Below are 20,702 nucleotides of genomic sequence, written 5' to 3'. Positions count from 1 at the left end.
TCAGCGACGGCTGTTCACCGCCCTCGCCACGGCTGCCGGGTACAGCGCCTCGAGCGCCTCCGGACTGGACACCGACATGCCCAGGTCCTGCAGCAGGCCGTCATGCACGCCGAACGCCCAGGCATGCACCGTGACCTTCTGCCCCTTGGCCCACGCATCGACCATCACGGTGCTGACGCCGATGTTGACCACCTGCTCGATGGCGTTGAGGTCCACCAGGGCATCGCCGCGCTGCGCCTCGGGCAGGCTTTCCAGCAGCGGCTTGTGGCGGTCACGCACGTCCTGGATGTGGCGGATCCAGTTGTCCGCGAGACCGACACGCGTGTTGTTCAGCGCGGCGAGCACGCCGCCGCAACCATAGTGGCCGACCACCATGATGTGCTCCACCTTGAGCATGTCGACCGCGAACTGGATCGTGGACAGCGCATTCAGGTCGGAGTGCACCACCACATTGGCGACGTTGCGGTGCACGAACACCTCGCCCGGCTCGAGGCCGGTGATCTGGTTGGCCGGCACGCGGCTGTCGCTGCAGCCGATCCACATGAACTTGGGTCGCTGCTGCTTGACCAGGCCGCCGAAGAAGCCCGGCCGCGTGCGTTCCATCTCGGCCGCCCAGGCCCGGTTGTGTTCGAAGAGGTCGTGGATCGTTGTCATGGGTGGATTGTCGTTCCGGCTGCGGTCTCGAAGGGCGCGTCCGTCCGGTACCGCGCGTAAGTCACGCGATCGATGACGCGGCCCGCCTTGATCGCGCTCTGTGGCATGCGGCCCTCGAGGACGTAGCCGCTGGCTCGCGCCACGCCCTGCGATCCCTCGTTCCACGCGAAGATCGGGGCGTAGAGGCGGCTGAGTTCGGGCTTGTTCGCGAAGGCCCAGTCGCTGACCAGCCCCAGCGCCTCGGAGCCGATGCCGCGGCGCCAGAATGCCTGGCCGATCCAGTAGCCCACCTCGGCATTGCAGCGCAGCCAGCCCGCGTCTCTGCGAACGCTGATGCAGCCGACCACGTGATCCTGCACGGCGATGCCCCAGACCTCGCCCACTTCCCGCCATGCGCCACCGCACCAGGCCTGCGCGTCCGCAAGGGTGTATGGGCGCGGGAAGCCCTCGAACAGGTTGCGCCACACCGCCTCGTCGTCGGCATGGCGCTGCAGCGACGGCGCATCGGCCGGCTGCAGGGCGCGCAGCACGCAACGCGTGCCGGCCAACGTGGTCGGCGCGAGGCTCACATGGTCTCCGCGAACAGCTCGCGACCGATCAGCATGCGACGGATCTCCGACGTGCCCGCGCCGATTTCGTAGAGCTTCGCGTCACGCCAGAGTCGCCCGAGCGGGTAGTCGTTGATGTAGCCGTTGCCGCCGAACACCTGGATGCCCTCGCCGGCCATCCAGGTGGCCTTCTCGGCGCACCACAGGATCACCGAGGCGCAGTCCTTGCGCACCTGGCGCACGTGTTCGCTGCCCAGCATGTCGAGGTTCTTGCCCACGGTGTAGCAGAAGGCGCGCGCGGCCTGCAGCACGGTGTACATGTCGGCGACCTTGCCCTGGATCAGCTGGAACTCGCCGATGCTCTGGCCGAACTGCTTGCGGTCGTGGATGTACGGAATGACGTTGTCCATCACGGCCTGCATGATCCCGATGGGCCCGGCCGCGAGCACCGCGCGCTCGTAATCGAGGCCGGACATCAGCACCTTCGCGCCGCCATTGAGCGAGCCCAGCACGTTCTCGGCCGGCACCTCGACATCCTGGAACACCAGCTCGCCGGTGTGGCTGCCGCGCATGCCCAGCTTGTCGAGCTTCTGCGCGATGGAGAAGCCCTTCATGCCCTTCTCGACGAGGAACGCCGTCACGCCACGCGCCCCCAGCTCGGGCTCCGTCTTGGCATAGACCACCAGCGTGTCGGCATCGGGGCCGTTGGTGATCCACATCTTGCTGCCGTTGAGGAGGTAGTAGCCGCCCTTGTCCTGCGCCTTGAGCTTCATCGAGATGACGTCGCTGCCCGCGCCGGGCTCGCTCATCGCGAGCGCGCCGACGTGCTCGCCGGAAATCAGCTTCGGCAGGTACTTCCTGCGCTGCGCCTCGGTGCCGTTGCGCTTGATCTGGTTGACGCACAGGTTGGAGTGCGCGCCGTACGAGAGCCCCACGGAGGCCGACGCGCGCGAGATCTCCTCCATCGCCACCATGTGCGCGAGGTAGCCCATGTTGGCGCCGCCGTACGCCTCGGGCACCGTGATGCCCAGCACGCCGAGCTCGCCCATCTTGCGCCACAGGTCCATCGGGAACTGGTCGCTGCGGTCGATCTCCGCCGCGCGCGGCGCGATCTCACTGTCGGCGAAGGCGCGCACGGCTTCGCGCAGCGCGTCGATGTCCTCGCCGAGCTGGAAGTTCAGGCCTGGAAGGGTCATGGAGTCTCCTAGTGTTTGACGTCGTCGCGGCCCGTGACCGTCATGAGCGTCGTGTGCATCGTGGCGACCAGCTTCTCGCGGTCGCCGTCGATGGCGTACGCGCGGCCTTCGACCACGCTGATGGTGCGGCCCTGCTTGACGACGGTGCCGACCAGCCGGAACCGCTGGCCCTTGGCCGGCGCGAGGAAATTGATCTTGTATTCGATGCTCAGCACGCCGGCTTCGGCGGGCATCAGCGTGGAGGCGGCATAGCCGCAGGCCGAGTCGAGTGCGGCCCCGAGGATGCCGCCGTGCAGGAAGCCATGCTGCTGCGTCAGGTGCGCAGCGTATGGAAGTTCGACCGCCACCTGGCCCGGCTGCACGTCGACGATCGACGCGCCGATGGTGGCCATCGCCGTCTGGCGGGCGAAGCTGGCGCGCACGCGTTCGGCGTAGCGCGCGTCGGCGGGATGGAAATCGGGAGCGCTCATTTGGCGTTCGCCGCCTGCCGTGCGCGCGGGACCGGCTCCTTCTCCACACGCGCGAGCAACGCGCGCGCCTCGCGCTCGTGCACCCGCACTTCGTCGAGGTTGGCCTGCAGGTCGGCCATCTGCTCTTCCAGCTGGCGGCGATGCTGCGCCAGCACGGCGAGAAACTTCTTCAGCTGCGGGCCGGTGTCCCGCGGGCTGTCGTACATGTCGATGATGTCCTTCGCCTCGGACAGCGACAGGCCGAGGCGCTTGGCGCGCAGCGTGAGCTTGAGGCGCGTGCGGTCGCGCGCGCTGTAGATGCGGTTGCGCCCGCCCGGGCCGCTGCGCTCGGGCTGCAGCAGGCCCATGTCCTCGTAGAAGCGCATGGCGCGCGTGGTGAGGTCGAATTCCCGCGCGAGATCGCTGATGGTGTAGGTGGTCGCCATGGGATGGACAGGTGCGTGACAGGCGGCCCGTGGCCGGCGTCCTAGAATGCGGATTACAGTTGACGTTTACGTCAACGTCAAGTCCCGGCCGGAGCCATCCCCGGCGCGCTGGCGTTGGCGACACACCGCATGAATCTCCTCGAAGCACAGCTGCAGTACCCGCTGGGCGACACCCTCCCCGCTCCCGGCACCACGCTGGATGTCGCGCCCGGCGTGCGCTGGATCCGCATGGCCCTGCCCTTCGCGCTGGACCACATCAACCTCTGGCTGCTGCGCGACCAGCTCGACGGCCGCGAGGGATGGACCGTCATCGACTGCTGCATCACGCGCGACGTGGCCAGGGCGCAGTGGGAGCAGATCTTCGCGTCCTCGCTCGAGGGCCTGCCGGTGCTGCGCGTGCTGGTGACGCACATGCACCCGGACCACATCGGGCTGGCGCACTGGCTGTGCGAGCGCTGGAGCACGCCGGAGCATCCGTGCAGGCTGTGGATCAGCGCGACCGACTACAACGCGGCGCGCATGGCGTCGCAGAGCACCACCGGCTTTGGCGGCGAGACGGCGGCGGAGTTCTTCCGCTCGCACGGCCTTGCCGATCCCGAGGCGCTCGACAAGATCCGCGCGCGCTCGGGCTACTACCCGAGCATGGTGCCGGCGGTGCCGCGCACGTTCCGCCGCATGCAGGACGGTGATGTGGTGCGCATCGGCGGGCGGCTGTGGGAGTGCATCAGCGGCTACGGGCACGCGCCGGAGCACATCGCGCTGTACTGCCCCGAGCTGCGCCTCCTGGTGAGCGGCGACATGGTGCTGCCGCGCATCTCGACCAACATCAGCGTCTACGACATCGAGCCCGAGTCGGATCCGCTGCGCCAGTTCCTGCAGTCGATCGACAAGTTCAAGCGACTGCCCGCCGACACGCTGGTGCTGCCCTCGCATGGCAAGCCGTTCATCGGCCTGCACCGACGCATCGACCAGCTGCACGAGCACCACCGCGACCGGCTCGCCGAGGTGCTGGAAGCGTGCAGGGGCCGTGGTCGCACCGCGGCCGACATGCTGCCGGTGCTGTTCAAGCGCACGCTCGACCTGCACCAGACGACCTTCGCGATGGGCGAGGCGGTGGCGCACCTGCATGCGCTGTGGTTCGAAGGGAAGCTGCGCCGCACGCGCGACACGGAGAACGTCTGGCGCTTCAGCGCCGCCTGACCCGGATCACCAGGGCGGCAGCGGCTCGTCGCGCAACTGGCCCCGCAGCTGCTGGTACTGCGGCACCACGGTGGCCACCGTTTCCCAGAAGCGCGGGCTGTGGTCCATCACGCGCAGGTGCGAGAGTTCGTGCGCCACGACGTAGTCGATCACCGGCAGGCGGAAGTGGATCAGCCGCCAGTTCAGGCGGATGGTGCCGTCCGAATGCGCAGTGCCCCAGCGCGTGCCGGCATTGCTCAACACCAGCTTGCGCCACTCGACGCGCAGCTGCGGCGCGTAGTGGTCCAGCCGTTCCGTGAACAGGCGCTTGGCCTGCCGCATCAGCCAGGCCTGTACCGCGTCGCGGATCTGCGCCGGCGTGGCGGTGTGCGGCAGCGCGACGTGCAGCGTGAGCCGCGGCACGCCGGGAAGGGCCTGCGCGTCCGTGTTCAGCACGGCGCCGCTCTGGCCACGCGAGTCGAGCACCACGATCACCGGCTCGCCCAGGAACGGGAAGGTGGCCCCGTCGCGCCAGACGATGCGCGAGGACTCGACGCGCTGGTGGCGCTCGCGGGCGGCATCGAGCTTGGACAGGATCCATGCCGACTTGCCCTGCACGGCCTCGTCGATGTCGCGCAGGGTCACCCACTTGGGCGCGCTGACCGTGAGGCCTTCGGCGCCGACCACGAAGCCGATGCTGCGCCGGCGCGCGCGCTTGAATTCGTAGGCGACGAAGGTGCCGCCCAGCACGGCCTGGCGGTTGGCGCGCGGATGGTGGAAGGTGGCGGGCGCCAGCACCGCCTCGAGCGGTTCGGCGGGAGCGGCCGCGACCGCCTCCATCGACGCCGGGGTCGACTCCGCAGGCTCCGGCGCAGCGGGCGCAGGCGCCGGATCGAACAGGTCGAGCGTGAGCTGCATCAGCTTGCGCATCGTGGCCAAGGTCAGGCTCGCTTCGCCGTCTCGGGCGCCTGCGCGTCGGGATAGGCCTCGGGATCGATGCGGCGCATCTCGCCCTCGATCCAGTCCTGCACTTCGCGCATCAGCTCCTCGGGCTGGCGGCCGACGCTGGGGATCGGCTTGCCGATCACGACGTCGACGACCCCCGGCCGCTTGATGAAGGCCTTGCGCGGCCAGACCTTGGCCGAACTCACCGCCACCGGGATCACCGGCGCGCCGGTGGCCACCGCGAGCCGCGTGCCGCCGCTCTTGTAGTTGCCCGCCTGGCCGCGCGGAATGCGCGTGCCTTCGGGAAACATGATGATCCAGACGCCTTGGGCCAGCAGCCGCTTGCCCTGCGCGACGACCTTGTTGAACGCCTGCGCGCGCTGGCTGCGATCGATGTGGATCATGTCCAGCCGCGCCATCGCCCAGCCGAAGAACGGCACGTACAGCAGCTCGCGCTTGAACACGAACGCCAGCGGATGCGGCATCAGCATCGGCATCAGGAAGGTCTCGAACGTGGACTGGTGCTTGACCAGCAGGATCGCCGGCGCGGTGGTGCCCACCGGCAGGTTCTCCATGCCCGTCACGCGCCAGCGCACGCCGCACAGCGAGCGCAGGCCGTAGATCGCGAGCTTGAGCCAGCCGACGGCCAGCCAGTACATGCGCACGCTGCTGACACCCAACGAGGCGAGCAGCATCATGATCGCCCACGGGACCACCGTGACCAGCATCCAGAGACCGTGGATGACGGAACGCAGGGCTGCCATCGCTCAGGCCACCGGCCGCGGTGCGGGACGCGACACCAGGTAGTCGGCGAACGCCGCCAGGTCCGCATGCACGCGCGTGCCGGGCGGGAACGTGTCGGGCAGCGGGCGGTCGCGGTAGGCCTCGCCCTTGCCCGTGAGCACCAGGTGCGGCTCGCAGCCGGCCGCCACGCCGGCCTGCAGGTCGCGCAGGCCATCGCCCACCACGGGCACGCCCTTGAGCTCGATGCCGAACCGCTCGGCGATCTGCTCGAAGAGCCCCGGCAGCGGCTTGCGGCAGTTGCAGCCCTCGTCAGCCGTGTGCGGGCAGTAGAAGATGGCGTCGACGCGGCCGCCGTGCGCCGACAGCAGCTTGTGCATCTTGGCGTGCATGGCGTTGAGCGAGGCGACGTCGAACAGGCCGCGGCCCAGGCCCGACTGGTTGGAGGCGATCACCACGTGCCAGCCGGCGTGGTTCATGCGCGCGATGGCCTCCAGCGCGCCGGGCAGCGGCTGCCACTCCTGCGGCGACTTGATGTACTGGTCGCTGTCGACGTTGATCGTGCCGTCGCGATCGAGGATCACCAGCTTCATCGTTCGACCACCAGGCGGGACAGGTCGGCGACGCGGTTCATCGCGCCATGCAGGGTGGCCAGCAGGCCGAGCCGGTTGGCGCGCAGGTCGGCGTCTTCCGCGTTGACCATCACGTCGTCGAAGAACTTGTCGACGGGCGCGCGCAGCGCGGCCAGGGTCTGCAGCGAGCCGGTGTAGTCGCCGGCCTCGAACTGCTGGCCCGCGCGCGGCGTCACGTCGCGCATGGCGGCATGCAGCGCCTGCTCGGCCGGCTCGCGCAGCAGCGCCGGCTTGACCTGCAGCTGCACGGTTTCCTCGGCCTTCTTCAGGATGTTGCCGATGCGTTTGTTGGCGGCGGCCAGCGCCGGTGCCTCGGGCAGCGCCGCGAACACGCGCACGGCGGCAAGGCGCTGGGCGACGTCGCCCAGCTTCTGCGGCTTGAGCGCCAGCACGGCGTCGACTTCCTGCGCGCTGTAGCCCTGCTCGCGCAGCAGGCCCGCGAGGCGGTCGTCGATGAAATCCGCCAGCTGCGAGGTGGTCTCCGGTGCCGCCTGCGGGAACAGGCCCAGCGCCTGCGCGACCAGTTCGTTGATCGCCAGCGGAAGCTTGCGCTCCATCAGCATGCGCACCACGCCGAGCGCATGGCGCCGCAACGCGAACGGGTCCTTGTCGCCGGTGGGCAGCTGGCCGATGGCGAACAGGCCCGCCAGCGTCTCCATCTTGTCGGCCAGCGCGACCGCGATGCCGAGATCGTTGCGCGGCAGCTCGTCGCCCGCGAAGCGCGGACGGTAGTGGTCCTCGATGGCCATCGCGATGTCCTCGCCCAGGCCGTCATGGCGCGCGTAGTAGCCGCCCATGATGCCCTGCAGCTCCGGGAACTCGCCCACCATGTCGGTCAGCAGGTCGGCCTTCGCAAGATTGGCGGCGATGTCCGCCTCGTGCGCCAGATGGTCGCTGCCCATCTGCGCGCCGATCACCTTGGCCAGCGCGCGCACGCGCTCGATGCGCTCGCCCTGCGTGCCCAGCTTGTTGTGGTACACGACCTTGCCCAGGTCCGGCACGCGCGAGGCCAGCGTCTTCTTGCGGTCCTGGTCGAAGAAGAACTTCGCGTCTGCGAGGCGCGGACGCACGACGCGCTCGTTGCCGCCGATCACAGCACCGGGATCCTGCGGGCGGATGTTGCTCACCACCAGGAACCGGTTGGTGAGCTTGCCGGCCGCATCCAGCAGCGGGAAGTACTTCTGGTTGGCCTTCATCGTGAGGATGAGGCACTCCTGCGGCACTTGCAGGAACTCCTTGTCGAAGGCGCACGTGAGCACGTTCGGGCGCTCGACCAGCCCGGTGACTTCGTCCAGCAGCGCCTCGTCCTCGATGGGGCGCGCGCCACCGCCGACGGCCTGCGCCGCCGCAGCGAGCTGCTTCTGGATCTCGGCGCGGCGCTCGGCGAAGCTGGCGATGACGGCGCCCTGCTCGCGCAACGTGGCTGCGTAGCTGTCGGCGTCGGGGATGCTGACGTCCTGCGCCTTGGCCTCGAAGCGGTGGCCGTGCGTCACGCGGCCTGCCTGCAGGCCCAGCGCCTGCAATGGCACCACGTCGCTGCCATGCAGCGCGACCAGCGCATGCGCGGGCCGCACGAACTTCACGTCGGTCCAGCCGTCGGCGAGTTGGTACGTCATGACCTTCGGGATCGGCAGCCTGGCGATCGCGTCCAGCAAAGCCTTCTGCACGCCGTCGGCCAGCGTGACGCCTTGCTGCGTGCTGTCCAGGAACAGCGCCTCGGCCTTGCCATCGACGGCGCGGCGCAGCTTCGACGCCGCACCCGCGTCCGCACCCAGGGCCTGCAGCTTCTTCACCAGCGCAGGCGTGGGCTGGCCATCGGGGGTCAGGCCGACGATGACGGGCATCAGCTTGTGCGACACGGCCTTGTCCGCAGATTGCGACCGCACGCTGCGCACGAGCACGCCAAGGCGCCGCGGCGACGCAAACGCCTCGAAGGCCGCGCCGGATTCGGCCAAGCCCTGTGCGGCCAGCGATGACGCGATGCCACCGGCGAACGCCTCGCCCAGTTTCTTCAACGCCTTGGGCGGCAGTTCCTCGACGAACAGCTCGACGAGCAGGTTGCGGGTGCTCATTGCGCGGCCCCCACCAGCTTGCCGTCGGCCAGCTTGGCCGTGACCTCGTCGGCCCAGGCTTTCGGCGCCATGGGGAATCCGAGCCTCTGCCGGCTGAGCAGGTAGCTCTGCGCCACGCTGCGAGCGAGATTGCGGATGCGGCCGATGTAGGCGGCGCGCTCGGTGACGCTGATCGCGCCGCGTGCATCGAGCAGGTTGAAGGTGTGCGCGGCCTTGAGCACCTGCTCATAGGCCGGCAGTGCGAGCTGCTGCTCCATCAGGTGTTTCGCTTGCTTCTCGTGCGCGGTGAACGCGGTGAACAGGAAGTCCGCGTCGCTGTGCTCGAAGTTGTAGGTCGACTGCTCGACCTCGTTCTGCTTGTAGACGTCGCCATAGGACAGGCCCTCGGTCCACTTCAGGTCATAGACGTTGTCGACGCCCTGCAGGTACATGGCGAGGCGCTCGAGGCCGTAGGTGATCTCGCCGGTGATCGGCTTGCAGTCGATGCCGCCCACCTGCTGGAAGTAGGTGAACTGCGTGACCTCCATGCCGTTGAGCCAGACTTCCCAGCCGAGGCCCCATGCGCCGAGCGTGGGGTTCTCCCAGTCGTCCTCGACGAAGCGGATGTCGTTCTTCTTCAGGTCGAACCCGAGTGCTTCGAGCGAACCGAGATACAGCTCGAGGATGTTGGCGGGCGCGGGCTTGAGCACCACCTGGTACTGGTAGTAGTGCTGCAGGCGGTTCGGGTTCTCGCCGTAGCGGCCGTCCTTGGGGCGGCGGCTGGGCTGCACGTAGGCGGCCTTCCACGGCTCGGGGCCGAGGGCACGCAGGAAAGTGGCGGTGTGCGAGGTTCCGGCGCCCACTTCCATGTCGTACGGCTGCAGAAGCGCGCAGCCCTGGGCGTCCCAGTAAGCTTGCAGCTTCAGGATGATTTGCTGGAAGGAGAGCATTCGCCCGATTTTACGGGCGGGCTCTGCGGCGCCTGTGCAGCAGAGCCGCTGCAACGACGGGCGCAACGCCCACGATCCACAGCGGCCACAGCCCGAAGCGGGCCGACCACCACGCGAAGGGCGTGACGCCGGTGCGACCCTGGACCTCGCCCGTGAGCACGGCCCGCGTGTAGCGCGGCAGTGCCTGCGTGACCTGCGCGTCGTGATCGACGATCGCGGTCGCGCCAGTGTTGGTGGCGCGGATCACGGGGCGATCGAACTCCAGCGCCCGCATGCGGCTGATCTGCAGGTGCTGGTCGATCGCGACGGAGTCGCCGAACCAGCCGATGTTGCTCACGTTGACGAAGATCGTCGGCGCCGATGCGGCATCGGCGAAGCGCGCGGCCAGTTCCTCGCCGAACAGGTCCTCGTAGCAGATGTTGGGCGCGAGCCGCTGGCCGGCCCAGTCGAATGACGGCTGGCCGACCGCGCCGCGGTTGAAGTCGCCCAGCGGGATGTTCATCAGGTCGGTGAACCACCGGAACAGCGGCGGGATGAACTCGCCGAAGGGCACCAGGTGGTGCTTGTCGAACCGGTACGGCTGCGCGCCGGGCTTCAGCCCGATGACGGAGTTCGTGTAGCCCTGTTCGTAGTTGCCGAGGGGAATGCCCACCAGCAGGGCCTGCTCGCCGCTGCTGAAACGCCGCTGCATGCCCTCGAAGTAGCTTTCGGGCAATTGCTGCGGCAGCACCGGGATCGCGGTTTCCGGCGCGACGACCAGGCGCGTGGTGCTGCGCGTGATCTGCTCGGCATACCAGCGCAGGGCGAACGGCACGCCGGTCTGGTCCTCGAACTTCTCGTTCTGCGGGATGTCGCCTTGCAGGAGCGACACCGAGAGGCGCTCGCCATTCGGCGCGCCGGCTGCGGCGCCCGTGCCAACGTTCGCCACGATGACGGCGACGACCACGCCCGCGATCCAGGCCAGCGGAATCGACCAGCGCGGCCTGGCGGCCAGCAGGGCAATCACCTGCGCAAGGATCGCCGCCAGCAGGCCGATGCCGTACACGCCGATCCAGGGCGCCAGCGCCGCCAGCGGGCCGTCCACATGCGCATAGCCGCCGGCGCCCCACGGGAAACCGGTGAACCAGCGCGCGCGCAGCAGTTCCGCGAGCATCCACAAGGCGGCGAAGGCAGCGGGTGACCAGGCCGGCGTCGGCGCGATGGCGCGGAACACGCCGCAGGCGAAGGCGTAGTAGGTACCGAGGAACGCCGCGAGTGCCAGCACGGCGAGGCCCGCCAGCGGCGCCGCGAGTCCTCCATACGTGTGCATCGAGATGAACAGCCACCAGAAGGTGCCGCACAGCCAGGCGATGGCGAAGGTCCAGCCCAGGAGGGCGGCCCGCTTCCAGCCGGGCGCCGATTGCACCTGCCAGGCCAGGAGCGCCAGCGAGAGGACCTGCAGCCACCACACGGGGTGCCCGCTGCCGAAGAAGGCGATGGAGGCGGCCTGGGCCAGGCCGCCGACGAGGGCGAGCGCGAACGCCGGCAGGGGACGGGTGAGGCTGGTCGTCACCCGGTGTTGTCGTCGCTGGGCACCGGGGCGACCTTGAACCAGCGCACGGCGCCACCCTTGGTGTGCAGCACGACGAAGTTCAGGCCGGCCAGCGTGTGGTGCTCGCCGCGCTTGGGCACGTGGCCCATCTGGTGCGCGATGAGGCCGCCGATGGTCTCGAACCGGTGCTCGCCGTCGTCGGCCGGGAGCGAGGCCTCGAGCGACACGCCGAACGCCTCGTTGACGCGCTCGACGCTCGTGTCGCCACTCACGCGGTAGGTGCGGTCGGCGAGGGCGAAGATGTCGCCCTCCTCCTCGGCGATGTCGAACTCGTCCTCGATCTCGCCGACGATCTGCTCCAGCACGTCCTCGATGGTGATCAGGCCGGCGATGCGGCCGAACTCGTCGATCACGACGGCCAGGTGGTTGCGGTTGCCACGGAACTCGCGCAGCAGGTCGTTCAGGCCCTTGCTTTCGGGCACGAACACGGCGGGCCGCAGCAGCGCACGGATGTTCAGCTCGGGCGCGCGCTGCAGCTTCAGCAGGTCCTTCGCGAGCAGGATGCCGATGATGTTCTCGCGGTCGCCTTCGTACACCGGGAAGCGCGAGTGCGCGGTGTCGATGACCAGGTGCAGGATCTCGTCGTACGGCGAGTCGATGTTCACCAGGTCCATGCGCGGCGCCGCGACCATGACGTCGCCGGCCGTCAGGTCGGCCATGCGGATCACGCCTTCGAGCATCACGCGCGACTCGGCGCCGATGACGTCGTTTTCCTCGGCGTCTGCCAGGGTTTCGATCAGTTCATCGCGCGTATCCGGACCCGGATGGATGAACTCGGCGACCTTCTGCAGGAACGTGCGGCGATCTTCCTTGTCGCGCGCAGGGTGGGGGTCGGACACAGCCTTGTTGCAGGACGTGCGGTGGTTGGGGGACCTGCAAGGATAGCGGAATCGCAGGGCAGCGCCGCGCTTGCGCTCCTCCAACTCAGCTGGCGGACTTGTGGCGCGCCGCGCGCACCCCCTGGCGGGTTTCCTGCACGCCGGCCAGGAAGTCCCAGAAGCTCTTGACCTGCTGCTTCAGGCGGTAGTCGGTCTGGGCGAAGTGCTCGATCACGAGCTCGCTCATCCGGGTGTCGAGCGTGGCCGGCGGCAGGCGCAGGTGCGCTTCGGTTTCGGTGCCGAACCGCTCGAGCTTGGCGCCGGCCTTGCGCGCGATCTTCAGCATCGCCGTGTTCTCGGACAGGGCGTGGATGAACAGCAGGTCGACGCCGTCGTTGCGGGCATGGATGGTGGCGCGCTCGAACAGCCGCGAGCCGTAGCCGCGGCCGCGCGCCTTCTGCAGTACCGAGACGCCGAACTCGGCGCACTGGCTGGCCTCGGGATCGCGCGAGAACGCCAGGTGCGCCATCGCGATCAACTCGAGCTTGCGGTTGTAGATGCCGAAGATGTCGTCACGGTCGAAGTCGAGGGACTCGACATAGCGGCGGATCTGTTCGTCGGTGGCGGGATAACCGAAGCGCAGGTAGCGGTCGTCGGGATTCAGCGACAGGAGGTGCGTGGCAATGCGTTCGCGATGCGCCGGGCCGAGCGAGCGGATCGGCACCAGCACGGGAACGGCAGTGGTGGTGTGGTCAGTTCCCATGCCCTGAATCTACGGGTTTTCACCGAGCCGCGCGGTCTGGCGCGTCACGGAACGCCTGCTTGCGTGCTGCAGTGCCCCGTCACACGGGCACGGCCGTGGTGGTCTTGACACGGTCGAGCACGAAGCTCGTCTTGCAGTCCTGCACGCTGGGGTGCTTGAGAAGCGTCTCCATGATGAAGCGGCTGTAGTGGGCCATGTCCTCGACGACGACGCGCAGCAGGAAGTCCATCTCACCCGTGAGCGCGACGCACTCGACCACCTCGGGCCAGCTCTGCACGCTGGCGCGGAACACGTCCATCGGGTTGCGCTTGTGGTGCTCGGTGTGCTTTTCGAGCCGCACGTTGATGTAGGCGGTGAGTCCGAGGCCCACGGACTCCGGGCGGACCAACGCCACGTAGCGGTCGATGATGCCGCTCTCCTCCAGGCGCTTCACTCGCCTCAGCACGGCACTGGGCGACAGGCCGACCTGCTCGCCGACCACGTCGTAGGTCTCGCGGCCGTTGTCCTGCAGCGCGCGCAGGATGGCCTTGTCGAGCTTGTCGAGTGCAGCGTTGTCGGCCATCGCGCAATTTTATTGACGCACATGGCCGGATCGAGCCTGTCTCCGGCGGAAAAATGACGTGCTGCGGCCCTACAGTGGCGCCCATCGCATCCGGAGTTGCCATGAACGCTGCACTGCCCGCCCAAGCCACCGCCCCCGCCCGCACCTGGGACAACCCGATGGGCACCGACGGCTTCGAATTCATCGAGTACGCCGCCCCCGACCCGAAGGCCATGGGCGAGCTGTTCGAGCGCATGGGGTTCCGGCCGATCGCGAAACACCGCCACAAGGACGTGACGCTGTACCGGCAGGGCGGCATCAACTTCATCGTCAATGCCGAACCCGATTCGTTCGCGCAGCGCTTCGCGCGCGCGCACGGCCCCAGCATCTGCGCCATCGCGTTCCGCGTGCAGGACGCCAAGGCCGCCTACGAGCGCGCGGTGTCGCTGGGCGCCTGGGGCTACGCGGGCCAGGTCGGCCCGGGCGAGCTGAACATCCCCGCCATCAAGGGCATCGGCGACAGCCTGATCTACCTGGTGGACCGCTGGCGCGGCAAGAACGGCGCCAAGGAAGGGGACATTGGCAACATCGGTTTCTACGACGTCGACTTCGAGCCGCTGCCCGGCGCGCTGGGCGCGGGTGCGCTGGACCCGAAGGGATTCGGGCTCACCTACATCGACCACCTGACGCACAACGTGCACCGCGGCCGGATGGCCGAATGGTCGGAGTTCTACGAGCGCCTGTTCAACTTCCGCGAGATCCGCTACTTCGACATCGAGGGACAGGCCACCGGCGTCAAGAGCAAGGCCATGACCAGCCCGTGCGGGAAGATCCGGATCCCGATCAACGAGGAAGGCAACGAGAAGGCCGGCCAGATCCAGGAGTACCTGGACAAGTACCGCGGCGAGGGCATCCAGCACATCGCGCTGGGATCGACCAACCTGTATGACACGGTGGACGCGCTGCAGATGGCCGGCGTCAAGCTGCTGTCGACCAGCGAGACGTATTACGAGCTGCTGCCCAAGCGCATTTCGCAGCTGCAGGAGGACATCGCGGGCCTGCAGCAGCGCAATATCCTGGTGGACGGCCAGCAGGGCGAGCTGCTGCTGCAGATCTTCAGCGAGAACCAGCTGGGCCCGATCTTCTTCGAGTTCATCCAGCGCAAGGGCAACGAAGGATTCGGCGAGGGCAACTTCAAGGCCCTGTTCGAAACCATGGAGCTGGACCAGATGCGCCGCGGTGTGCTGCCTGCGAAGGCACAGGCCTGACTGCACGCACCGTGACGCTCACCAGCGCGCGGGCAGCTTGCGCTTGAGGATGATCTGGCGCAAGCCGATATCGATGTAGCCGCCGCGCTCCAGGTCCTTGAGCAGGCGGCTGACCATCTCGCGCGAGGCGCCGACCCGGCTGGCGATGGTCTGGTGCGTGATGGGCGAAATGATGATGGGCGCATCGAGCGTGGCCGCGCCCCGCTGCCCCTCCAACGTGCTCACCACGCGGCCGTAGACGTCCATCAACGCCAGTTCGCGCGCCTTGAGCGTGGCGGCGCGGGCGCGCCGGCCGACGTGGGCCATGAACTCGATCGCATGCGGCTGGTACGCCAGGTGGGCGCGCATCTGCGGGCCATCGACCACGGCGCAAATGCATGGCTCCAGCGTCATCGCCGATGCGGAGCGGGGAGCGCCGTCGAGGCTCATCTCGGCGAAGTAGTCACCCGGCTCGACGATGTCGTAGATGATCTCGCGGCCGCAGGTGTCGTTGGCATACACCTTGACCCGGCCTTCGAGCAGCACGAAGGTGGACTCGCCCACCTCGCCTTCGTTCACGATGACCGTGTTCTTGCGGTACCTGCGCACGACGCCGCGCAACGCCAGGGCGCGCACGGCCGGTGACAAGGCGTCGAACAGGCGGTCTTGCGCCGCCGTGGTGGACGGTTTCATGGTTCTCTCTCCCCTTTGGCCACTTTTTAGCAAGCAGGGCAGGATGCGGTCATCACCGCTCATCGCTTGACCCCTGTCAATGCATCGAGTCGGTGATCAGGGCGGGGGCCACCGGCGGCAGCATGGCCAAGCGGCTCACGAGATCGCGCACGCCGCTGGAGCGGGTCTTGGCGCACAGGCTGCGCACGTGGCTGCGCACCGTGGACACCGCGACCTTGAGCTGGCGAGCGGTCTGCGGAGCGGAGTAGCCCTGGCACAGGATGCCAAGCACGTTCTCTTCCGCCGCCGTGAGCGAATGGCTGCGCGCGAAGAAACAGAGCATCAGCGACTCGCACACGCTGGCGCGCGAAAACAGCAGCGCGGCCTGGGTTCCCGTGCTGCGGCCCACGGGGACGGCAGCGATGGTGAGCGGCGCTCCGCGCCGGGCCGACAGGGTGACCAGGCTGCGCTTGCCCGCCGATGCCTTCGACAGGGCATCCATCAGGACGCGGATGTCGGCGTTCGACTGGACCTGGAGCCGGCCGTGCTGCACCCACAGCACGCGTTCGGCTCCCAGCTCGTGGCGCGCGGCATGGTTGGCGTGCAGCAGTTCGCCGGTGGGACTGGCCACGGCGACGCCATAGGCCAGTTCGTCGAGGACGAGGTCAAGGCCGGCTGCCTGGTTCCATCGCGTTGCGAGGCGCGGATCCTGGGCGTCTGCAGGCGAGCGGACGGAAAAATCGGTCATGGTTCCTCCCTTGGGCATGAAGTTGTTGGAAGCGCAAGCTTAGGAACGCACGACCGTTTGCGACGGTGAATATCAACGCCCTTCGTTGTGATGAACTTCACCAGCCACGGAGGCTGTTCACCTTCTTGGTCGATGTTCGTCGCGAATGCTTCGTGCCAGCACGAAGGTGTGCTCCATCACCTCGGGGTGGAACGCGAGGTCCACGTGCGCCGCCCCTGGCATCAGCCGGTTGTCCGCGCCCGGCAGCGTGGCGACGCTGGGGGGAACACGACGTTGTCGCAGTTGGAGTACCAGCATGTGAAGCGTTCTGCTGGCACTTGCTCTCCATTGCGCAGCGCTCGCAGCCACTCGCCTTCCATGCGCATCTGGTGGCCATTGGCTGTGCGACTGAATCGCGCCAGCCACGTGCCCTGGTGTGGCGAGCCGATGGTGACCACATGCGATGCCCGCGTTGTGTCGGCTGCCCGGCGCAGCCACGCGCGGGCGGCGAGACCGCCCATGCTGTGGCAGACCAGCAGAGGCGCTCGGCCGGTCGCGATCGTCATGCGGTGCACGGCCTCGTCGATCGCGGGCGCATAGGCATCGATGCTGCCGAAGACAGGTTCCAGGTTCACGGCCAGGAAAGGGTGGCCGCGGCGCTTGGCTTCCTCCAGCCAGGGCGTCCAGAACCCGCGGTTGCAGACGAATCCGTGGACGAACACGATGCCGACCGCGCCTTCACCGCCATTCAGCTGGTCTGGGCAACGTCGCCACGCGAAGGGCTGCCGCCACGCGAACACGCGCACGTCTTGAACGACCTCACGGACCCAGGCGAGCAGCAGGTCTCGCATGCGCGGGCGCGGTGCTGGGTCACCCCTGCTGGCAGGCCCGAGCAGCAGGAATTCGACGGCGAGCGGTCCCGCGTGGATCAGGAGAATGGCGAGCGCACCGATGGTCGCCACGGCCGGATGGTCAGGCCACCAGGTTTGCGCCCACACCGCGGCGGCCACGATGAGGCCGGTGACCAGCACCTGCTGCAGGCGGGCCAGGCGGGATGCTGCTGCCATCAGGCAAGCAGGATGTCGCGGCCCGTGAGGCGCCTGGCGAGGGCTTGGGCCAGGCGGTTGGCGACGCCGTAGACCGACAGCTGGGGATTCGCACCGATGCTGGTCGGGAACAGGGAGCCATCGTGGATGGAGAGATTCTCCAGCTGCCAGTGCACGCCATCGGGACGTGCGACACCCTGGCGTTCGTCCCCGAAAAGGCGCAGCCGCCCATCACATGGGCACTCACGACCTTCGTCAGCAGGGGCTTCATCGGCAACTGCTGCAGCCCGCTCTGCGCCTCGGGCCAGCTGCGATACGGGGGCGCGAGTTCGTGCACTGGTTGCACCTGGCTGGCGCCCGCGGCGAACTGGATTTCGGCCATGCTGAGCAGCGCACGCCGCGCGCCGTCCATGACGTAGTCGGTCAATGGGTAGTCGAGCTCCGGCGAACCGTCGGCCCGCAGCCGCACCTCGCCGCCCGGCGCGTTCGGATGGAAACCGTCGCGCAGCAGTGCGAGCAGCACGTGTGTGTGCGGGAAGGCATGCAGTGCCTCGGCATAGCGGGCGCCATGGCCGGGGACCGTCGACGCGAAGATCACCGGATGCAATGGCGGCGCCTCGAGCTTGTAGCCGATGAGGCCGTCGATCGGATGCGTGTGAAGGAAGTGGTCGGAGTAGATGGACTGCGGCGCCCCCTGCCAGCCCTCAACGCGCTGCGGCAGGACCGCTGCCGACAGCACGACCGGGTGAAGGAAGGTGCGACGCCCGAGCCGCGCATGCGGGTCGGGCGCCTGCGATCGCAGGAGCACCGCGGGTGAGTTGATCGCGCCGCCGGCGAGCACGTAGTGGTGCGCCTCGATGCGTGTGCTGGACGCCTGGGTGCCGGCTCCTGCGCAAAGAAGTGCGCGGACCCGGCCATTGCGGATGTCGAACCGTTCAGCGCGAGTCTCGACCAGGAGGGTTGCTCCTTCGTCCAGCGCGCGAGGGATGGTCGTGACCAGCATCGATTGCTTCGCGTTGGTCGGACACCCCAGGCCACAGGAGCCCAGGTTCCAGCAGCCCTTGACGTTGCGCGGAATCGGCGCGGCGGGGATGCCCAGCTTGGCGACCCCGACGCAGCAGGTCGTTGTTCTCGTTCGGCGGGGTCAGCCAGGGACCGATGGAGAGTCGGCGTTCGACCTGCGCGAAGTACGGCTCGAGCTCATGGTCGGTGTACTCCGGGAGCGCGAAGTGAGAGCGCCAGTGGGCCAGCGTTGGCGCCGGCGTTCGGAATGAACTGGTCCAGTTGACGGTCGTCGATCCGCCGACGCAGCGGCCCTGGAGGATCGTGATGGCCTTGTCACGCGTCTTGCGCGCGGCGCTCTCCTGGTACAGGGCCGGATAGGCGTCGGCCTCCTGCTGTCGGAAATCACTGCTGCTGCGCAGTGGCCCCTCCTCCACCAGGACCACCCGAAGGCCCGCACGCGCCAGCAGTTCTGCGGTGATGCCGGCCCCGGCGCCACTTCCGACAATGGCCACATCGCAGACGAGGCGTTCCGGGGACATGCCACGCTGGCCTCCGAACACGCGCCAACCGCGGGCGAGGCCATCCTGGATGGGATCCGGTATTTGGCCCATGTTCAGACCTGCACCGGACCGGGATAGCCCAGGACTGCCCACGTGCTGCGGTCCGAGAAGTAGGCAGCTCCAGAGATGTCGTGGAGGGCTTGATAGGCCTGCACACGGAGCGACAGTGTCGAGGTGCGCATGCTCTCGAGAGCCGCTTGGACCTGAGACACTGATGCGTCCTCCCATCTGACGTCCAAGCCAAGCAGCGCGCGGCGGCCTGGCGCACTCGCCAGCAGTGCCAGCAGCTGCGACAGTTCCTGCCGGGCATGCGGCGCGAGTGTGGACACGACCACGTCGATCCCGACCAGGAATGCGTCGAGTGCAGGATTGCGCCGAGCAGTATCCGGGGGCAGGACTCCATCGAGCACGGCAGCGCCGATGCGGCGAAAGAGAAGGCGGCCCGAACCGGTGAGAGCTCCATCGTGGACGGCAGGGACCAGAGGGTCAAGGCGCCACCTCCCAATGCCAGCAGCGCGGCAGTGCCTGCTCCCAGCTGCATCAAGATTCTTCTTCGCATGTCGAGATGATGCCGCCGATGCGCCGGAATCTTCCAATCACGTGCCCCGCGCTGACGCTAGTCCCAGTTGACGTTGCGCGAGTTTGCCTAGATTTTGGAGGCATGCAATTGGCCGCCAGAAAAGGCAAAAGCCCCATCTCATTAATGAGACGGGGCTTTGCACGGCATAAGAGCCTGACGATGTCCTACTTTCACACGGGAATCCGCACTATCATCGGCGCAGAGGCGTTTCACTGTCCTGTTCGGGATGGGAAGGAGTGGGACCACCTCGCTATGGTCATCAGGCATAACTTTTTGTCATCTTGACTAGGTCAAGACAACCAATTCATAGAGCAAATCAGCTTTTTTGGATTGCGTCACTTGGCATAACAACCCTGATCTTGCAGATCAAAGTTATAGGGTCAAGCCGCACGAGCAATTAGTATCGGTTAGCTTAACGCATTGCTGCGCTTCCACACCCGACCTATCAACGTCCTGGTCTTGAACGACTCTTTAGGGGGCTCAGGTCCCGGCAGATCTCATCTTGGAACGAGTTTCCCGCTTAGATGCTTTCAGCGGTTATCTCTTCCGCACATAGCTACTCGGCAATGCCACTGGCGTGACAACCGATACACCAGAGGTGCGTCCACTCCGGTCCTCTCGTACTAGGAGCAGGCTTCCTCAAATCTGCAGCGCCCACGGAAGATAGGGACCAAACTGTCTCACGACGTTTTAAACCCAGCTCACGTACCTCTTTAAATGGCGAACAGCCATACCCTTGGGACCGGCTACAGCCCCAGGATGAGATGAGCCGACATCGAGGTGCCAAACACCGCCGTCGATATGAACTCTTGGGCGGTATCAGCCTGTTATCCCCAGAGTACCTTTTATCCGTTGAGCGATGGCCCTTCCATACAGAACCACCGGATCACTATGTCCTGCTTTCGCATCTGCTCGACTTGTCAGTCTCGCAGTTAAGCACGCTTATGCCATTGCACTATCGTCACGATGTCCGACCGTAACTAGCGTACCTTCGAACTCCTCCGTTACGCTTTGGGAGGAGACCGCCCCAGTCAAACTGCCTACCATGCACTGTCCCCAGCCCGGATAACGGGCCTAGGTTAGAACCTCAAACACACCAGGGTGGTATTTCAACGTTGGCTCCATGCGATCTAGCGACCGCACTTCAAAGCCTCCCACCTATCCTACACAGATCTGTTCAAAGTCCAATACAAAGCTACAGTAAAGGTTCATGGGGTCTTTCCGTCTTTCCGCGGGGAGATTGCATCATCACAAACATTTCAACTTCGCTGAGTCTCGGGAGGAGACAGTGTGGCCATCGTTACGCCATTCGTGCAGGTCGGAACTTACCCGACAAGGAATTTCGCTACCTTAGGACCGTT

The 20,702-nt window shown here is 67.2% G+C and carries 20 protein-coding genes, 2 rRNA genes and 1 pseudogene (1 of these 23 running past the window's edge); 2 read left to right on the top strand and 21 right to left on the bottom strand.

The genetic code is table 11. The features are described from left to right. The 5 genes from can to ACPWT1_RS06405 are packed head-to-tail and all read right to left on the bottom strand — an operon-like array spanning position 1 to position 3,293. Positions 1–654: a carbonate dehydratase gene (gene can / locus ACPWT1_RS06425; protein ID WP_427914547.1), complete on the bottom strand. Its 654-nt coding sequence runs from the start codon at positions 652–654 to the stop codon at positions 1–3. Beyond that, a complete protein-coding gene (locus tag ACPWT1_RS06420) occupies positions 651–1,184 on the bottom strand; it encodes a GNAT family N-acetyltransferase (protein WP_427914546.1) in 534 nt (177 codons plus the stop codon). Before ACPWT1_RS06420 ends, can begins: the two co-directional genes overlap by 4 nt. 35 nt (positions 1,185–1,219) lie before the next feature. After that, on the bottom strand, positions 1,220–2,398 hold the full coding sequence (locus ACPWT1_RS06415; protein ID WP_427914545.1) for an isovaleryl-CoA dehydrogenase: 1,179 nt from the start codon (positions 2,396–2,398) through the stop codon (positions 1,220–1,222). Between the two features lie 8 nt (positions 2,399–2,406). Next, positions 2,407–2,868 carry a PaaI family thioesterase gene (locus tag ACPWT1_RS06410; protein ID WP_427914544.1) on the bottom strand — a complete coding sequence of 154 codons (462 nt, stop codon included), beginning with the start codon at positions 2,866–2,868 and terminating at the stop codon, positions 2,407–2,409. Then, positions 2,865–3,293: a MerR family transcriptional regulator gene (locus tag ACPWT1_RS06405; RefSeq protein WP_427914543.1), complete on the bottom strand. Its 429-nt coding sequence runs from the start codon at positions 3,291–3,293 to the stop codon at positions 2,865–2,867. Before ACPWT1_RS06405 ends, ACPWT1_RS06410 begins: the two co-directional genes overlap by 4 nt. A 129-nt stretch (positions 3,294–3,422) precedes the next feature. On the opposite strand from ACPWT1_RS06405, the gene ACPWT1_RS06400 reads away from it, so the two are divergent. Then, positions 3,423–4,493, top strand: a complete 1,071-nt coding sequence (locus ACPWT1_RS06400) for an MBL fold metallo-hydrolase (protein ID WP_427914542.1) — start codon at positions 3,423–3,425, stop codon at positions 4,491–4,493. 6 nt (positions 4,494–4,499) lie between these two features. Here the strand turns inward: ACPWT1_RS06400 and ACPWT1_RS06395 are convergent, their stop codons facing one another. The 9 genes from ACPWT1_RS06395 to ACPWT1_RS06355 all read right to left on the bottom strand — a co-directional run bounded on the left by ACPWT1_RS06395 (position 4,500) and on the right by ACPWT1_RS06355 (position 13,525). Then, positions 4,500–5,402, bottom strand: a complete 903-nt coding sequence (locus ACPWT1_RS06395; RefSeq protein ID WP_427914541.1) for a M48 family metallopeptidase — start codon at positions 5,400–5,402, stop codon at positions 4,500–4,502. An 11-nt stretch (positions 5,403–5,413) separates the two neighbouring features. Further along, on the bottom strand, positions 5,414–6,181 hold the full coding sequence (locus tag ACPWT1_RS06390) for a lysophospholipid acyltransferase family protein (RefSeq protein ID WP_427914540.1): 768 nt from the start codon (positions 6,179–6,181) through the stop codon (positions 5,414–5,416). Positions 6,182–6,184: 3 nt separating this feature from the next. Next, a complete protein-coding gene (gene gmhB / locus ACPWT1_RS06385; RefSeq protein WP_427914539.1) occupies positions 6,185–6,751 on the bottom strand; it encodes a D-glycero-beta-D-manno-heptose 1,7-bisphosphate 7-phosphatase in 567 nt (188 codons plus the stop codon). After that, positions 6,748–8,862 (bottom strand): glycine--tRNA ligase subunit beta, encoded by a 2,115-nt coding sequence (gene glyS, locus ACPWT1_RS06380; RefSeq protein WP_427914538.1) that lies wholly within the window; start codon positions 8,860–8,862, stop codon positions 6,748–6,750. Before glyS ends, gmhB begins: the two co-directional genes overlap by 4 nt. Beyond that, positions 8,859–9,791: a glycine--tRNA ligase subunit alpha gene (gene glyQ / locus ACPWT1_RS06375; RefSeq protein ID WP_427914537.1), complete on the bottom strand. Its 933-nt coding sequence runs from the start codon at positions 9,789–9,791 to the stop codon at positions 8,859–8,861. The genes glyS and glyQ overlap by 4 nt, the downstream gene beginning before the upstream one ends. Before the next feature lie 10 nt (positions 9,792–9,801). Continuing rightward, positions 9,802–11,343 carry an apolipoprotein N-acyltransferase gene (gene lnt, locus ACPWT1_RS06370; protein WP_427914536.1) on the bottom strand — a complete coding sequence of 514 codons (1,542 nt, stop codon included), beginning with the start codon at positions 11,341–11,343 and terminating at the stop codon, positions 9,802–9,804. After that, the gene (locus tag ACPWT1_RS06365; RefSeq protein WP_427914535.1) at positions 11,340–12,221 is read right to left on the bottom strand and encodes an HlyC/CorC family transporter; all 882 of its coding nucleotides are present in this window, start codon (positions 12,219–12,221) and stop codon (positions 11,340–11,342) included. The genes lnt and ACPWT1_RS06365 overlap by 4 nt, the downstream gene beginning before the upstream one ends. Positions 12,222–12,306: 85 nt before the next feature. After that, a complete protein-coding gene (locus ACPWT1_RS06360; RefSeq protein WP_427914534.1) occupies positions 12,307–12,963 on the bottom strand; it encodes a GNAT family N-acetyltransferase in 657 nt (218 codons plus the stop codon). A 79-nt stretch (positions 12,964–13,042) separates the two neighbouring features. After that, positions 13,043–13,525 (bottom strand): Lrp/AsnC family transcriptional regulator, encoded by a 483-nt coding sequence (locus tag ACPWT1_RS06355; protein WP_427914533.1) that lies wholly within the window; start codon positions 13,523–13,525, stop codon positions 13,043–13,045. A 101-nt stretch (positions 13,526–13,626) separates the two neighbouring features. Between ACPWT1_RS06355 and hppD the strand changes: the two genes are divergently transcribed. Further along, positions 13,627–14,772, top strand: coding sequence for a 4-hydroxyphenylpyruvate dioxygenase (gene hppD / locus ACPWT1_RS06350; protein ID WP_427914532.1), 1,146 nt, complete (start codon positions 13,627–13,629; stop codon positions 14,770–14,772). Between the two features lie 18 nt (positions 14,773–14,790). On the opposite strand, the gene ACPWT1_RS06345 is transcribed toward hppD, so the two are convergent. The 7 genes and pseudogenes from ACPWT1_RS06345 to ACPWT1_RS06315 form a co-directional block, all read right to left on the bottom strand. Continuing rightward, the gene (locus tag ACPWT1_RS06345) at positions 14,791–15,444 is read right to left on the bottom strand and encodes a Crp/Fnr family transcriptional regulator (RefSeq protein ID WP_427914531.1); all 654 of its coding nucleotides are present in this window, start codon (positions 15,442–15,444) and stop codon (positions 14,791–14,793) included. Positions 15,445–15,520: 76 nt separating this feature from the next. Beyond that, complete coding sequence (locus tag ACPWT1_RS06340; RefSeq protein WP_427914530.1) at positions 15,521–16,171, bottom strand: helix-turn-helix transcriptional regulator; 651 nt, start codon at positions 16,169–16,171, stop codon at positions 15,521–15,523. 221 nt (positions 16,172–16,392) lie between these two features. Further along, complete coding sequence (locus ACPWT1_RS06335) at positions 16,393–17,112, bottom strand: esterase/lipase family protein (protein ID WP_427915514.1); 720 nt, start codon at positions 17,110–17,112, stop codon at positions 16,393–16,395. 104 nt (positions 17,113–17,216) lie between these two features. Continuing rightward, positions 17,217–18,812 (bottom strand): annotated as a pseudogene (locus tag ACPWT1_RS06330) (GMC family oxidoreductase N-terminal domain-containing protein). A gap of 2 nt (positions 18,813–18,814) precedes the next feature. Further along, positions 18,815–18,943 carry a hypothetical protein gene (locus ACPWT1_RS06325; RefSeq protein ID WP_427915642.1) on the bottom strand — a complete coding sequence of 43 codons (129 nt, stop codon included), beginning with the start codon at positions 18,941–18,943 and terminating at the stop codon, positions 18,815–18,817. A gap of 549 nt (positions 18,944–19,492) precedes the next feature. After that, positions 19,493–19,605: ribosomal RNA gene (rrf, locus tag ACPWT1_RS06320) — 5S ribosomal RNA — on the bottom strand. 112 nt (positions 19,606–19,717) lie between these two features. Then, positions 19,718–20,702: ribosomal RNA gene (locus ACPWT1_RS06315) — 23S ribosomal RNA — on the bottom strand (it continues 1,891 nt past the right edge of the window).

This window comes from Ramlibacter sp. MMS24-I3-19 (genome assembly GCF_050320135.1).
GTDB lineage: Bacteria > Pseudomonadota > Gammaproteobacteria > Burkholderiales > Burkholderiaceae_C > Ramlibacter.
Note: the sequence above shows the minus strand (reverse complement) of the source record. Positions and strands in the feature narration are given on the sequence as shown.